14 protein-coding genes are annotated in these 14,308 nt (G+C 59.3%); 11 read left to right on the forward strand and 3 right to left on the reverse strand.

Annotated elements, in window-relative coordinates; translation table 11 throughout:
* The first annotated feature begins 14 nt into the window (after window positions 1–14).
* The 3 genes from eno (at window position 15) to ispD (ending at window position 2,458) form a co-directional block, all read left to right on the forward strand.
* Window positions 15–1,304 (forward strand): phosphopyruvate hydratase, encoded by a 1,290-nt coding sequence (eno, locus tag Q8X48_RS10425; protein ID WP_015093774.1) that lies wholly within the window; start codon window positions 15–17, stop codon window positions 1,302–1,304.
* 171 nt (window positions 1,305–1,475) lie between these two features.
* Window positions 1,476–1,754 carry a cell division protein FtsB gene (gene ftsB / locus Q8X48_RS10430; RefSeq protein WP_007970710.1) on the forward strand — a complete coding sequence of 93 codons (279 nt, stop codon included), beginning with the start codon at window positions 1,476–1,478 and terminating at the stop codon, window positions 1,752–1,754.
* On the forward strand, window positions 1,751–2,458 hold the full coding sequence (gene ispD, locus Q8X48_RS10435) for a 2-C-methyl-D-erythritol 4-phosphate cytidylyltransferase (protein WP_007970712.1): 708 nt from the start codon (window positions 1,751–1,753) through the stop codon (window positions 2,456–2,458). The genes ftsB and ispD overlap by 4 nt, the downstream gene beginning before the upstream one ends.
* A gap of 157 nt (window positions 2,459–2,615) precedes the next feature.
* Here the strand turns inward: ispD and Q8X48_RS10440 are convergent, their stop codons facing one another.
* Window positions 2,616–3,512: a LysR substrate-binding domain-containing protein gene (locus Q8X48_RS10440; RefSeq protein WP_102674598.1), complete on the reverse strand. Its 897-nt coding sequence runs from the start codon at window positions 3,510–3,512 to the stop codon at window positions 2,616–2,618.
* Window positions 3,513–3,619: 107 nt separating this feature from the next.
* Here Q8X48_RS10440 and Q8X48_RS10445 point away from each other — a divergent pair, with 107 nt between their 5' ends.
* The 8 genes from Q8X48_RS10445 to rpoS all read left to right on the forward strand — a co-directional run bounded on the left by Q8X48_RS10445 (window position 3,620) and on the right by rpoS (window position 10,755).
* On the forward strand, window positions 3,620–4,732 hold the full coding sequence (locus tag Q8X48_RS10445) for an S-(hydroxymethyl)glutathione dehydrogenase/class III alcohol dehydrogenase (protein WP_126049674.1): 1,113 nt from the start codon (window positions 3,620–3,622) through the stop codon (window positions 4,730–4,732).
* A gap of 8 nt (window positions 4,733–4,740) precedes the next feature.
* Window positions 4,741–5,586, forward strand: a complete 846-nt coding sequence (gene fghA / locus Q8X48_RS10450; protein ID WP_407800665.1) for an S-formylglutathione hydrolase — start codon at window positions 4,741–4,743, stop codon at window positions 5,584–5,586.
* Window positions 5,587–5,630: 44 nt separating this feature from the next.
* The gene (gene ispF / locus Q8X48_RS10455) at window positions 5,631–6,104 is read left to right on the forward strand and encodes a 2-C-methyl-D-erythritol 2,4-cyclodiphosphate synthase (protein ID WP_007970721.1); all 474 of its coding nucleotides are present in this window, start codon (window positions 5,631–5,633) and stop codon (window positions 6,102–6,104) included.
* A complete protein-coding gene (gene truD / locus Q8X48_RS10460) occupies window positions 6,101–7,159 on the forward strand; it encodes a tRNA pseudouridine(13) synthase TruD (RefSeq protein ID WP_407800666.1) in 1,059 nt (352 codons plus the stop codon). The genes ispF and truD overlap by 4 nt, the downstream gene beginning before the upstream one ends.
* The gene (gene surE, locus Q8X48_RS10465) at window positions 7,147–7,896 is read left to right on the forward strand and encodes a 5'/3'-nucleotidase SurE (RefSeq protein ID WP_015093781.1); all 750 of its coding nucleotides are present in this window, start codon (window positions 7,147–7,149) and stop codon (window positions 7,894–7,896) included. The genes truD and surE overlap by 13 nt, the downstream gene beginning before the upstream one ends.
* 41 nt (window positions 7,897–7,937) lie before the next feature.
* On the forward strand, window positions 7,938–8,573 hold the full coding sequence (locus Q8X48_RS10470; RefSeq protein ID WP_172435346.1) for a protein-L-isoaspartate(D-aspartate) O-methyltransferase: 636 nt from the start codon (window positions 7,938–7,940) through the stop codon (window positions 8,571–8,573).
* Between the two features lie 211 nt (window positions 8,574–8,784).
* Window positions 8,785–9,642, forward strand: coding sequence for a peptidoglycan DD-metalloendopeptidase family protein (locus Q8X48_RS10475; protein ID WP_015093782.1), 858 nt, complete (start codon window positions 8,785–8,787; stop codon window positions 9,640–9,642).
* A 105-nt stretch (window positions 9,643–9,747) separates the two neighbouring features.
* Window positions 9,748–10,755, forward strand: coding sequence for an RNA polymerase sigma factor RpoS (gene rpoS / locus Q8X48_RS10480; RefSeq protein ID WP_007990225.1), 1,008 nt, complete (start codon window positions 9,748–9,750; stop codon window positions 10,753–10,755).
* Between the two features lie 471 nt (window positions 10,756–11,226).
* On the opposite strand, the gene fdxA is transcribed toward rpoS, so the two are convergent.
* Together fdxA and mutS are read right to left on the reverse strand one after the other, a co-directional pair.
* A complete protein-coding gene (gene fdxA, locus Q8X48_RS10485) occupies window positions 11,227–11,550 on the reverse strand; it encodes a ferredoxin FdxA (RefSeq protein ID WP_007970729.1) in 324 nt (107 codons plus the stop codon).
* Between the two features lie 142 nt (window positions 11,551–11,692).
* Entirely contained in the window at window positions 11,693–14,272 is a 2,580-nt protein-coding gene (mutS, locus tag Q8X48_RS10490; RefSeq protein ID WP_095965052.1) for a DNA mismatch repair protein MutS, read from the reverse strand.
* Window positions 14,273–14,308 lie beyond the last annotated feature (36 nt).

Here is a 14,308-nt window from a genome sequence, read left to right on the forward strand (position 1 = left end):
GAGTGTTTACAACAATGGCTAAAATCGTCGACATCAAAGGTCGTGAAGTTCTCGACTCCCGTGGCAATCCCACCGTGGAAGCGGATGTGCTTCTCGATAACGGCATCATCGGCAGCGCCTGCGCGCCGTCCGGTGCTTCCACTGGCTCGCGTGAAGCGCTCGAGCTGCGTGATGGCGACAAGAGCCGTTACCTGGGCAAGGGTGTTCTGAAGGCCGTAGCCAACATCAATGGTCCGATCAAGGACCTGTTGAAAGGCATGGACCCAAGCGACCAGAAAGCGCTCGATCTGGCAATGATCAAGCTCGACGGTACTGAAAACAAAGGTTCCCTGGGCGCCAACGCGATCCTCGCCGTTTCCCTGGCTGCCGCCAAGGCCGCCGCACAGGACCAGGACCTGCCGCTGTACGCTCACATCGCCAACCTGAACGGCACCCCGGGTGTCTACTCGATGCCGGTTCCGATGATGAACATCATCAACGGCGGCGAGCACGCCGATAACAACGTCGACATCCAGGAATTCATGGTTCAGCCGGTTGGCGCCAAGTCTTTCTCGGAAGGTCTGCGCATGGGCACCGAGATTTTCCACCACCTCAAAGCCGTACTGAAGGCCCGTGGCCTGAGCACTGCCGTCGGTGACGAAGGTGGTTTCGCGCCGAACCTGGCTTCCAACGAAGACGCTTTGAAAGTGATCTCCGAAGCCGTGGCCAATGCCGGTTACAAGCTGGGCACCGACGTGACCCTGGCCCTGGACTGCGCGGCCAGCGAATTCTACGAAGACGGCAAGTACAACCTGTCCGGCGAAGGCCAGGTGTTCACCGCCGAAGGTTTCGCTGACTACCTCAAAGGCCTGACCGAGCGTTACCCGATCATCTCCATCGAAGATGGCCTGGACGAGTCCGACTGGGCTGGCTGGAAGATCCTCACCGACAAGATCGGCGAGAAGACCCAACTGGTAGGCGACGACCTGTTCGTGACCAACACCAAGATCCTGAAAGAAGGCATCGACAAGAAGATTGCCAACTCGATCCTGATCAAGTTCAACCAGATCGGCACCCTGACCGAAACCCTGGAAGCCATCCAGATGGCCAAGGCTGCCGGTTACACCGCCGTGATCTCGCACCGCTCCGGCGAAACCGAAGACTCGACCATTGCCGACCTGGCCGTGGGCACCTCGGCTGGCCAGATCAAGACCGGTTCCCTGTGCCGTTCCGATCGCGTATCCAAGTACAACCAACTGCTGCGTATCGAAGAGCAGTTGAATGGCAAGGCCAAGTACAACGGTCGTGGCGAATTCCGCGGCTGAGTAGGTACATGGTAAAAAAGACACCGGATTGTGTCGGAAAAATCGCTACAGCGACGTTTTTGCCACTAATCTGATGCCTTATATGCACAAGCCTGGTTCTTCCAGGCTTCGTGCTATCAGAAGCTTCACGTTTGGCATGGCTGTCTTTTTTCACTGGATACCTGATATTCGATGCGCAGTCCCAATTGGTTGTTCCTCATTCTGCTTTTGTTGCTGGCTGGCTTGCAGTACCGCCTGTGGGTGGGAAACGGCAGTCTGGCGCAAGTGGCCGAGTTGACGCAGCAGATCGCGGATCAGCAAGCTGAGAACCAGGCATTGCTGGAGCGCAATCGGGTAATGGACGCCGAAGTCAGTGAGTTGAAAAAGGGCATGGAGACCGTTGAAGAACGGGCTCGCCATGAGTTGGGCATGGTCAAGGATGGTGAAACCCTTTACCAGTTGGCGCAATGAGCCAGACGTTACCGGCCTTCTGGGCCGTGATTCCTGCCGCGGGCGTCGGTGCCCGTATGGCCGCGGACCGTCCCAAGCAATACTTGCAATTGGGCGGGCGCACTATTCTCGAACACAGCCTCGGCTGTTTCCTTGATCATCCTTGCCTTAAAGGCCTGGTGGTCAGTCTTGCTGTCGACGATCCTTATTGGCCGAACCTGGCGTGTGCCAGTGACCCGCGTATTGTCCGGGTCGAGGGCGGTTCCGAACGTTCCGGATCGGTGCTCAATGCCTTGCTGCACCTGCATGCGCAGGGCGCTGATAATGAGGATTGGGTACTGGTTCACGATGCCGCACGGCCGAACCTCAGTCGTGACGACCTGGACAAGTTGTTGGCTGAACTGGCTGACGACCCTGTCGGCGGACTGCTGGCGGTTCCGGCACGGGATACGCTCAAGCGGGTCGACAAGCACGGTCGTGTGCTCGAAACCGTGGATCGCAGTGTGATCTGGCAGGCCTACACGCCGCAGATGTTTCGCCTTGGGGCATTGCATCGGGCGTTGGCTGACAGCCTGGTGGCGGATGCCGTCATTACCGACGAAGCTTCGGCCATGGAGTGGGCCGGTTCGGCACCACGCCTTATCGAAGGGCGGTCTGACAATCTCAAGGTCACGCGTCCTGAAGATCTTGAGTGGTTGAGACAGCGGTGGGCCAATCGTCACTGATTGACATTGGTTTTGTGCTGCCCCCAATCGCGAGCAAGCTCGCTCCCACAGTGGACGGGGGTCGAACACAAATCTTGTAAACGCCAGCAAAACCTGTGGGAGCGAGCTTGCTCGCGATAGCGGTAGTCTGGGCACCGGCATCTTGTTGACACGCCAGTTAGCTTCGGTATTCCGGCCTTTCAGCCAACCCCTCCTTCAAAAAATCCACCAACTTGCGCACCTTCGGCGACAAATGCCGTTGCTGTGGATAAAGCGCCCAAACCGCGGTGTTCGGCGGTTGATGCGCCTCCAGCAACGAAATCAATGCGCCGCTCTTCAAATGCTCCAGCACGTAATAGTCCGGCAGCTGACACAACCCCACGCCCTGTAGCGCCGCGTCCAGTACGGCTTGCCCACTATTGCAGCGCCAATTTCCCTGGACTCGCTGGGAAAATTCCCGCCCGTTCTGCTCCAGTTGCCAGAGATCCGAACTGCCGATAAGGCAGTTGTGGCGACTGAGTTCCGACAGGCTGTGCGGCCGGCCGTAGCGCTCAATGTAGGAGGGTGATGCGCAGAGAAACATGCGCCGTGGCGCGAGGCGGGTGGCAACCAGCCGTGAATCCTGCAAGCGCCCGAGGCGGATCGCCAGATCGAGGCCATCATGTACCAGGTCGAGTTGCCGATTGGTCAATTCGATATCGATGCGCAGTTGCGGATACAGCCCCATGAAACGGGTCACCAACGGCACGATGAAGCGTTCACCGTAAGCCACGGCGCACGTCATGCGCAGCATGCCTTTGGGCTCGCTGGTCAAGTCACCCACCGCGCGCAGTGCCTCTTCGCGGCCGTCCTGCAAGCGTTGGCAATGCTGCAGGAAAGTTTGCCCGGCCTCGGTCAGCGCGACCCGGCGGGTACTGCGGTAGAGCAAACGGGTTTGCAGGCGCTCTTCGAGGCGTACGATTTGTCGACTGATATGGGAGGAAGAAACCCCCAGGCGCTCCGCCGCAGCGGTGAACTGGTTGCACTCGGCGACAGCGACAAACTCGTCGATCCCTTCCCAGCGGTTTTCGGACATCGATGATTATCCCTGTATGGCAATAATATTTTGCATTTGCGTCGATTATTCATCGGTTGGCCATGTATTACACTCCTTGTCTCGTTTTTATTCACTGGAGAGTCATCATGATCAAGTCGCGCGCCGCCGTTGCCTTCGAGGCCAAGAAGCCCCTCGAAATCGTTGAAGTCGATGTCGCCATGCCCAAGGCCGGCGAAGTCTTGCTGCGCGTGGTGGCCTCCGGTGTCTGCCATACCGATGCCTACACCTTGTCCGGCGCTGATCCGGAAGGCATCTTCCCGTCGATCCTCGGTCACGAAGGCGGGGCGATCGTTGAAGCCGTCGGCGAGGGTGTGACCTCCGTGGCGGTAGGCGACCATGTGATCCCGCTGTACACCCCGGAATGTCGCCAGTGCAAATTCTGCCTGTCAGGCAAGACCAACCTCTGCCAGGCGATTCGCGCGACCCAGGGCAAAGGCTTGATGCCAGACGGCACTTCGCGTTTTTCCTACAAGGGCGAAACGATTTTCCACTACATGGGTACTTCGACCTTCTCCGAGTACACCGTGCTTCCGGAGATTTCCGTTGCGAAAATCGCCAAGGAAGCGCCACTGGAAAAAGTCTGCCTGCTGGGCTGCGGCGTCACTACCGGTATCGGCGCCGTGCTCAACACAGCCAAGGTCAAACCGGGTGATACCGTGGCCATTTTCGGCCTCGGCGGCATCGGTCTGTCGGCCGTCATCGGCGCGGTCAAAGCCAAGGCTGCCCGCATCATCGCCATCGACATCAACCCGGCGAAGTTCGAGATCGCAAAACAGCTGGGTGCAACCGATTGCGTGAACCCTAAAGACTTCGATCGTCCGATCCAGGAAGTCATCGTCGACATGACCGACGGTGGCGTCGACTTTTCCTTCGAGTGCATCGGCAATGTGCAACTGATGCGCGCGGCACTGGAGTGCTGCCACAAGGGCTGGGGCGAGTCGGTCATCATCGGTGTTGCCGGTGCCGGCCAGGAAATCTCCACCCGTCCGTTCCAGCTGGTCACCGGCCGCGTCTGGCGCGGTTCGGCGTTCGGTGGTGTGCGTGGCCGTACCGAGTTGCCAAGCTATGTGGAAATGGCCGAGACCGGTGAGATCCCGCTGGATACCTTCATCACCCACACCATGGGCCTGGAAGATATCAATAAGGCGTTTGACCTGATGCATGAAGGAAAAAGCATCCGCTCCGTCATTCATTTCTGAGGTCTGTCATGAGCCTGGAAAACATCTCCTGCCAGAAAAGCTTCGGCGGCTGGCACAAGCGCTATCGCCATCGCTCCGACGTGCTCGGCTGCGACATGGTGTTCGCCGTCTATCTGCCGCCGCAGGCGGAGCGGGGCGGCAAGCTGCCGGTGTTGTACTGGTTGTCCGGCCTGACCTGCACCGACGAGAACTTCATGCAGAAGGCCGGCGCCATGCGCATGGCCGCCGAGTTGGGGCTGATCATCGTCGCACCGGACACCAGCCCTCGCGGTCCTGATGTGCCGGGCGATCCGGATGGTGCCTGGGACTTCGGCCTCGGCGCCGGGTTTTACCTGAACGCCACCCAGGAACCCTGGTCGCGACACTATCGGATGCATGACTACGTTGTGCAGGAATTGCCGACATTGGTTGAAGCCCATTTCCCGGCGTCGGACAAGCGCGGCATCAGTGGACATTCCATGGGCGGCCACGGCGCGCTGGTCTGTGCTTTGCGCAACCCGGGACGTTATCGTTCGGTATCGGCGTTCTCACCCATCAACAATCCGATGGATTGCCCGTGGGGGCACAAAGCCTTCTCCCGCTACCTGGGAGAGGACCGTTCGAAATGGCGTGAATGGGATGCCTGCGCGTTGATTGTCGAGGCCGATGAAAAGCTGCCGCTGCTGGTCGACCAGGGAGATCGCGACGATTTTCTTGCCACCCAGCTCAAGCCGGAAGCCTTGCAGCAGGCGACCAAACTGGTCGGTCATCCGCTGACGTTGCGCCTGCAACCGGGCTATGACCACAGCTATTTCTTCATCGCCAGTTTCATCGATGAGCACTTGCGGCATCACGCGCATGCTCTGGTTGGCTAATGCAGGTAGAATCACGCCCTGACAAAAATCGGGGCGTTTTTTTTATGCGTATTGGCCACGGCTATGATGTGCACCGTTTCGCTGAAGGCGATTTCATCACTCTGGGCGGTGTGCGCATTGCACACAGCTTCGGGCTGCTCGCCCACTCAGACGGTGACGTCCTCTTGCACGCCTTGAGCGATGCCTTGCTCGGCGCTGCGGCGCTGGGTGACATCGGCAAGCATTTCCCGGATACCGACCCGCAATTCAAGGGCGCCGACAGCCGTGCGCTGTTGCGTCACGTCGTCGCACTGGTCCATGCCAAGGGCTGGAAAGTCGGCAACGTCGACAACACCATCGTCGCCCAGGCGCCGAAAATGGCCCCGCATATCGAATCGATGCGCGCGCTGATTGCCGCGGATCTTCAAGTAGAGTTGGATCAAGTGAACGTGAAAGCTACCACCACCGAAAAGCTCGGCTTTGTCGGTCGCGAAGAAGGCATTGCCGTGCACTCTGTTGCCTTGTTGCTGCGCGCATGAACGAAATGCAATTGCTCGGCCCGAGGGCTTACGGTGAGGCTCTCGGCACGGCGGTCCTCAAGGCGATCGCGGAAGACTTCCAGGTCGACGAAGTCCTCGACATTCCCCTCAGTGGCGAAGGCGAACACCTGTGGATATGGGTGGAAAAGCGCGGCCTGAATACTGAAGAAGCGGCGCGCCGGATTGCCAAGGCTGCGGGTGTGCCCTTGCGTACCGTCAGTTATGCCGGGCTCAAGGACCGTCAGGCGTTGACTCGCCAGTGGTTCAGCGTGCAGCTGCCGGGCAAGGCCGACCCTGATTTGACAGCCGCGGAAAACGATACGCTGAAGATCCTCAAGACCGCCCGCCACAAGCGCAAGCTGCAACGTGGCGCGCACTCGGCCAACGGCTTTACCTTGCGCCTGACGCAGTTCGCCGGTGACAAGGCTGCGCTTGAAGAGCGCCTGCAACTAATCGCCAAACAAGGCATCCCCAATTATTTCGGCGCCCAGCGTTTCGGCCATGACGGCGGTAACGTCGTCGATGCTCGCGCCTGGGCCGCGCGCAAGGCCCTGCCGGAGCAGCGTAACGTACGCTCGCGGCTGCTCTCCACGGCGCGCAGTTTTCTGTTCAACCAGGTATTGGCTGCACGTGTCGCCGACGGCACCTGGCAGCGTGCCCAGGTGGGCGATCTGCTGGCATTTACCGACAGCCGCAGCTTTTTCCCGGCAGGTGAAGCCGAGTGCAGCGACCCGCGCCTGGCAATTCTCGATCTGCACCCGACCGGTCCGCAGTGGGGCGAAGGTGACTCGCCGGCCCTGGGGGTTGTCCATGAACTGGAACAGGCCATCGCCGAACGCGAAGCGGATTTGCGTGATTGGCTGATCAACGCCGGTATGAGCCACGAACGTCGCATCCTGCGGCTGCCCATTGGCGGTTTGACGTGGCATTATCCCTCGCTGGACATTCTGCAACTGGAATTCGTCCTGCCGGCCGGATGCTTCGCCACCGTATTGGTGCGCGAGCTTGTTGATCTGGTGCCGGTGGGGCAGACGGACAGCCCATGCGTATTCTGATTTCTAACGACGATGGGGTAACAGCACCCGGTCTCGCCGCGCTTTATGCTGCGCTGGCGGATTACACCGAGTGCGTGGTTATCGCCCCGGACCAGGACAAGAGCGGCGCCAGCAGTTCGCTGACGCTCGACCGTCCGTTGCACCCGCAAACCCTGGCCAACGGCTTTATCAGCCTCAACGGCACGCCAACCGATTGTGTGCACCTGGGCCTCAACGGCCTGCTGGAGCGCGAAGCGGACATGGTGGTTTCCGGTATCAACCTGGGCGCGAACCTGGGGGACGATGTCCTGTATTCCGGCACGGTGGCGGCGGCCCTTGAGGGGCGTTTCCTGAAACACCCTTCGTTTGCCTTTTCGCTGGTCTCACGCCAGGTAGAGAACCTTCCCACAGCTGCCCATTTCGCGCGCAAACTGGTTGAAGCCCATGCTGACCTGGATCTGCCACCGCGTACGGTACTGAACGTGAACATTCCGAATTTGCCGCTCGATCGCATCCGCGGTATCCAGTTGACCCGCCTGGGCCATCGAGCCCGTGCCGCGGCACCGATTAAAGTGGTAGATCCGCGAGGCAAGTCCGGTTACTGGATCGCCGCGGCCGGAGATGCCGAGGACGGTGGACCGGGTACCGATTTCCATGCAGTGATGCAGGGTTATGTGTCGATCACGCCGTTGCAACTGGATCGCACCTTCAATGATGCCTTCAGAAGTCTGGACGGCTGGCTGGAGGGGCTGCGCTGATGGGTCGCGAACAAGACGATATGCTGCGTCGCGGCATCGGCATGACCTCCCAGCGAACCCGGGAGCGGCTGATTCAGCGCCTGTACGAAGAAGGCATTTCCAACGCCAGGGTGCTGGAGGTCATTCGCCGGACCCCGCGTCACCTGTTCGTCGACGAAGCGCTGGCGCACCGTGCCTATGAAGACACTGCGCTGCCGATTGGCAACAACCAGACCATCTCCCAGCCTTATATGGTGGCGCGCATGAGCGAGCTGCTGCTGGAGGCCGGTCCCCTCGACAAGGTGCTGGAAATCGGCACCGGGTCGGGTTATCAGACGGCAGTGCTGTCGCAACTGGTCGAGCGTGTGTTCTCGGTCGAGCGCATCAAGGTTCTGCAGGATCGGGCAAAGGAACGTCTGGTCGAACTGAACCTGCGCAACGTGGTGTTCCGCTGGGGCGATGGTTGGGAAGGCTGGCCGGCGCTGGCGCCGTACAACGGGATTATCGTCACCGCCGTGGCGACTGACGTGCCCCAGGCATTGCTTGACCAGTTGGCTCCGGGAGGCCGAATGGTGATCCCGGTCGGGGCCGGCGAAGTCCAGCAATTGATGCTGATCATCCGCGAGGAACAAGGTTTTTCCAGGCATGTTCTGGGAGCTGTGCGCTTCGTGCCATTGCTCAATGGGCCATTGGCCTGAGCATTTGTTTCGGCGCGCTGAATTCTCTTCGATTGCCTTTGTCTTACAGCGGTATCGATTGTTTCAACGGGATTCATCTTCAGGCAGCAAACGTGTGCGCGACAGCGATTCGCCACATTAAAGGTAAAGCGTGCACGGCCCGTTATACTTGCGACAGTTCATGCCGGACTCCGGTATTTAACATTTTCAGCCACCACAGAGGGAGCGGCGGGTGAGTCTCACAGTCATTGCGCAGCGTATGAGTAAAACGAGCTTTCAGCGCCTGGTGACTGGCCTTGTATTGAGTACATTGCTGGTCGGTTGTTCCAGCAACAAATCCAGTGATGTTCGTGTCGTGGACCGCAACAATGCGGCGGCTCAGCGTCCAGCCGTGACCACCGGGCAATACGTGGTGCGTCCCAAGGACACCCTGTTTTCCATTGCTTTCCGTTACGGCTGGGACTACAAGGCCCTTGCAGCCCGAAACAATATTCCCGCGCCCTACACCATCCGTCCGGGTCAGACGATTCGCTTTGATGGTCGTACCGGTTCAACGTCGACGGCTGTGGTCAGTTCGTCCAGTTCAACGCCTTCGTCGTCGAGTAAAACCACGGTCATCCGTCGTTCGGCAAACGGTACGACTACCAGCACAACGACAGTTGTACCGTCCGTCGCGAACAAACCTGCCCCCGCTCCGTTACCTCCTCCGGGGCCAGCCCCGACCGGCTGGGGATGGCCATCTAATGGCATTCTGATTGGAAAATTCTCTTCAAACGGTAGTTTGAATAAAGGAATTGATATCGCCGGAGATTTGGGACAGCCTGTTTTAGCTGCGTCTGATGGGACGGTGGTATATGCCGGGAGTGGCTTAAGGGGCTACGGCGAATTAGTGATCATCAAGCACAGTGAAACCTACGTTAGTGCCTACGGACATAACCGCAGGCTGTTGGTTCGGGAGGGGCAGCAGGTCAAGGTCGGACAGACAATTGCCGAAATGGGGTCAACGGGTACAGACCGGGTGAAACTGCATTTTGAGATTCGCCGCCAGGGTAAACCTGTAGATCCGCTGCAATTCCTGCCACGTCGTTGATCGCTTACCAGCCTGTTCCGTCGCGTAGAGGGGACAGGCTCCAGCGTTGCCAGGGAGAGAGGCGCCGCTTGAGCTTGAGGTCGAACTCACCAAAGGACTATAACAATGGCTCTCAGTAAAGAAGTGCCGGAGTTTGACATCGACGATGAGGTTCTCCTGATGGAGAGCAGCATTGATACGGATTCGATGTCGAATGATGAAGGGGCGGCTCCACCTTCCGTTCGTGCCAAATCCAAACACTCCGCATCGTTGAAACAACACAAGTACATTGACTACACGCGGGCACTCGATGCCACGCAGCTGTATCTCAATGAAATTGGTTTTTCTCCCCTCCTATCACCCGAAGAAGAAGTTCATTTTGCGCGCCTGTCGCAAAGTGGCGATCCGGCCGGGCGCAAGCGCATGATCGAAAGCAACCTGCGACTGGTGGTGAAAATCGCCCGACGCTATGTCAATCGTGGGCTGTCGCTACTGGACCTGATCGAAGAGGGCAACCTCGGCTTGATCCGGGCGGTGGAGAAGTTCGATCCGGAACGCGGTTTCCGTTTCTCGACCTACGCGACCTGGTGGATTCGCCAGACCATCGAACGTGCAATCATGAATCAGACCCGGACCATCCGGCTGCCGATCCATGTAGTCAAAGAGCTGAATGTGTACCTGCGGGCTGCGCGGGAACTGACGCAAAAACTCGACCATGAACCCTCACCCGAAGAAATCGCCAACCTGCTGGAAAAACCGGTGGGAGAGGTCAAGCGTATGCTCGGCCTTAACGAGCGTGTTTCCTCCGTTGACGTCTCGCTGGGGCCGGATTCGGATAAAACCCTGCTCGACACCCTGACTGACGACCGCCCGACCGATCCATGCGAACTGTTGCAGGACGACGACCTGTCCCAGAGCATCGATCAATGGCTCTCGGAACTGACCGACAAGCAACGCGAAGTGGTTGTACGCCGCTTCGGCCTGCGCGGTCATGAAAGCAGCACCCTTGAAGACGTCGGCCTGGAAATCGGCCTGACCCGCGAGAGGGTCCGGCAGATTCAGGTGGAAGGCTTGAAGCGGCTGCGCGAGATACTGGAAAAAAATGGTCTGTCGAGCGAGTCGCTGTTCCAATAAGGCACTCACTGCGATGGCATGAAAAACCCCGACTGGCTCGGGGTTTTTTATTGCCTGACCAGTAGACCGAATCCCCTCGGGATTTCGGTTTTGTGCTGTAAGCCCAGGCTTACACTTGCGTAAGTGTTCGTTATTTTTACACCCTGGCAATCGTCCATGTTGAACGCCTTTCGTTTTTATCTTTTTGATTTATATGGCTATTTTTTATTATTAATGACGTGTGACAGTTGGATTACGCGCCAAGGGGCGATTGATCCGGGAGTGAAAAGCTCTAGTATTCAGGTTGTGTCAACGGACAGACACGTCCTTCAAGGATGAGGGATAGGGAAATCGCAGGACGCGATTCATCAGGACGATGAAAAGGAACACAGGGAATAGGGAAAAAATGTGGGCGGGTCAAACCGCCCCTTTTTTTGCCTGCAGAAAAGCAAAAAGGCCCTTGTGGGGCCTTTTTCGCGAACGCGGGGGTAATCAGCGTTCGAGGTCTGCGATCTTGCCTGGCTTGCCATCCCATTCTGCGGAATCGGGCATTGGATCCTTGCGTTCGGTGATGTTCGGCCAGATATCGGCCAGCTCAGCGTTCAGCTCGATGAAGTTCTCCATGCCGGCCGGAACCTCATCTTCGGAGAAGATAGCCACGGCAGGGCATTCAGGTTCGCACAGCGCGCAATCGATGCACTCATCCGGGTGAATCACCAGGAAATTCGGGCCTTCGTAAAAGCAGTCCACCGGACAGACTTCTACGCAGTCGGTGTACTTGCACTTGATGCAGTTGTCGGTGACGACGAAGGTCATTTCTAATTTTCTCCTCAGGCGCGGCTTGCTGCGCCCCTTCTCGTAGGGGTCGCCAGGTTTGGGAGCGATAGTCTGCTGGCCAGGCTATTAGCCAGCAGCATCCCAAACCGCGCGAGATTCTAACAGCTTGCAAGCCGCTGCGTTAGATCCGTGTCTTCAGTGTATAGAGCATTTCGAGAGCACGACGTGGTGTCATGTCGTCCAGATCGAGCTTGGCCAGTTCCTCCAGCACCGGGTGTGGCAGGCTGGCAAACAGGTCGCTTTGCTGTGGAACCGCCGGTTTACCTTTGGCAGGTGCTGGCGACTCATGGGGCAGTGCGGTGTCTTCCAGGCGGCTCAAATGCTCGCGGGCACGGGTGATCACCTCACTTGGTACGCCCGCCAGCTGCGCGACCGCCAGGCCGTAACTCTGGCTGGCCGGGCCGGGCAGCACGTGGTGCAGGAACACGATGCGTTCATTGTGCTCGGTGGCATTGAGGTGAACGTTGGCCACCAGCGGCTGGGCCTCCGGCAGGACGGTCAGTTCGAAGTAGTGGGTGGCGAACAGCGTGTAGGCACGCAGATGCGCCAGGCGTTCGGCCGCCGCCCAGGCCAGCGACAGGCCGTCGAAGGTGCTGGTGCCGCGCCCGACTTCGTCCATCAACACCAGGCTGCGCTCGGTGGCGTTGTGCAGAATGTTCGCGGTTTCGCTCATTTCCACCATGAAGGTCGAGCGCCCGCCAGCCAGGTCATCGCTGGAACCGATCCGGGTGAAGATGCGATCGACCAGCGACAATTCGCAACTGGCCGCCGGCACGAAGCTGCCGATATGCGCCAGCAGCACAATCAGAGCGGTCTGACGCATGTAGGTGGATTTACCGCCCATGTTCGGGCCGGTGATCACCAGCATGCGGGTGTTGTCGTCCAGGCTCAGGTCGTTGGCCACGAACGGCGTGGTGAGCACTTGCTCGACCACCGGATGGCGGCCCTGGCTGATGCGCATACACGGCTCACTGACGAAGCGCGGGCAGTTCAGGTCGAGGTTCAGTGCACGCTCGGCCAGGTTGCTCAAGACGTCCAGTTCGGCCAGGGCGCCGGCGGTGTCCTGCAAGGGTGGAAGTTGGGCGATGAGGTCTTCGAGCAGTGCTTCGTACAGCATCTTCTCGCGGGCCAGGGCGCGGCTCTTGGCTGACAATGCCTTGTCTTCGAACGCCTTGAGTTCCGGCGTAATGAAACGCTCGGCGCCTTTGAGCGTCTGGCGGCGAATATAGTCGGCCGGTGCCGACTCAGCCTGCTTGCTTGGCAGCTCGATGAAGTAACCGTGAATGCGGTTGTAACCGACCTTCAGGTGCGACAGGCCGGTGCGGGCCTTTTCCCGTGCCTCGAGGTCGATCAGGAATTGTCCGGCGTTTTCGCTGAGCGATTGCAGTTCGTCGAGTTCGCTGTCGTAGCCGGTTTTCAGTACACCACCGTCACGAATGACCGCGGGCGGGTTGTCGATGATGGCCTTCTCCAGCAGTGCCGCCAGCTCCGGGTAGGTGCTGGTGATGCTGGCGAGTTGCTGGAGGTGCGGGGCTTCAAGCTCCGTCATTGCCACTTGTAGTTCGGGCAGTGCGCCGAGGGCGTCACGCAAGCGGGCGAGGTCGCGCGGGCGGGCATTGCGCAGGCCGATCCGCGCAAGAATCCGCTCGATGTCGCCGATTTCCTTGAGCTGCGGTTGCAGTCTCTCGAAGCGGTAACCGTCGAGCAGGCAGGTGATCGAGGTCTGGCGCGCCAACAGCACCGTCAAATCGCGTAACGGGCGATTCAGCCAGCGGGTCAGCAGGCGGCTACCCATGGCCGTCTGGCAACGGTCCACCACCGATTGCAGGGTATTGTCGCGGCCCCCGGCCAGGTTGGTGTCGAGTTCCAGGTTGCGACGGCTGGCGCCATCGAGCACCACGGTGTCGTCGAGGCGTTCATGACGCAAGCTGCGCAAGTGAGGCAGGGCAGTGCGCTGGGTTTCCTTGGCGTAAGCCAGCAGGCAACCGGCGGCGCCGATGGCCAGCGTCAGGTTTTCGCAGCCAAAGCCTTTGAGGTCCTGGGTCGAGAATTGCTGGCACAGGCTTTTGAGCGCTGAATCGCGCTCGAAATCCCATGGCGCACGGCGACGCACACCGCGGCGTTTTTCCGCCGGCAAATCCTTGGGCCAGTCATCCGGGATCAGCAGTTCCACCGGGTTGACCCGCTCCAGCTCCGCCAGCAGATTTTCCCACCCCTTGATTTCCAGCACGCTGAAGTTGCCACTGGTGATGTCCAGCACCGCCAGACCGAACAGGCGCTCGTCACCCAGAACGGCAGCGATCAGGTTGTCTCGACGCTCATCCAGCAGCGCCTCGTCACTCACCGTCCCCGGTGTGATGATGCGCACCACCTGCCGCTCCACGGGCCCTTTGCTGGTGGCCGGGTCACCGACCTGCTCGCAGATCACCACCGATTCGCCAAGCTTCACCAGTTTCGCCAGGTAACCTTCGGCGGCATGGTAAGGAATCCCGCACATCGGAATCGCCTGCCCCGCCGACTGCCCGCGGGCGGTCAGGGTGATGTCCAGCAACTTGGCGGCCTTCTTCGCGTCTTCATAGAAGATCTCGTAGAAGTCGCCCATGCGGTAGAACATCAGCTGGTCCGGGTGCTGGTTTTTCAGGCGCCAGTACTGCTGCATCATCGGGGTGTGGGAGGACAGGTCGGAGACGGCTTTATTCATCGGATTGTCAGGAAGCTCGTTGAAATAGGTGGGGCA

The sequence above is a fragment of the Pseudomonas sp. QLc11A genome, assembly GCF_052112305.1.
In the GTDB taxonomy this organism is placed as follows: domain Bacteria; phylum Pseudomonadota; class Gammaproteobacteria; order Pseudomonadales; family Pseudomonadaceae; genus Aquipseudomonas; species Aquipseudomonas laurylsulfatiphila.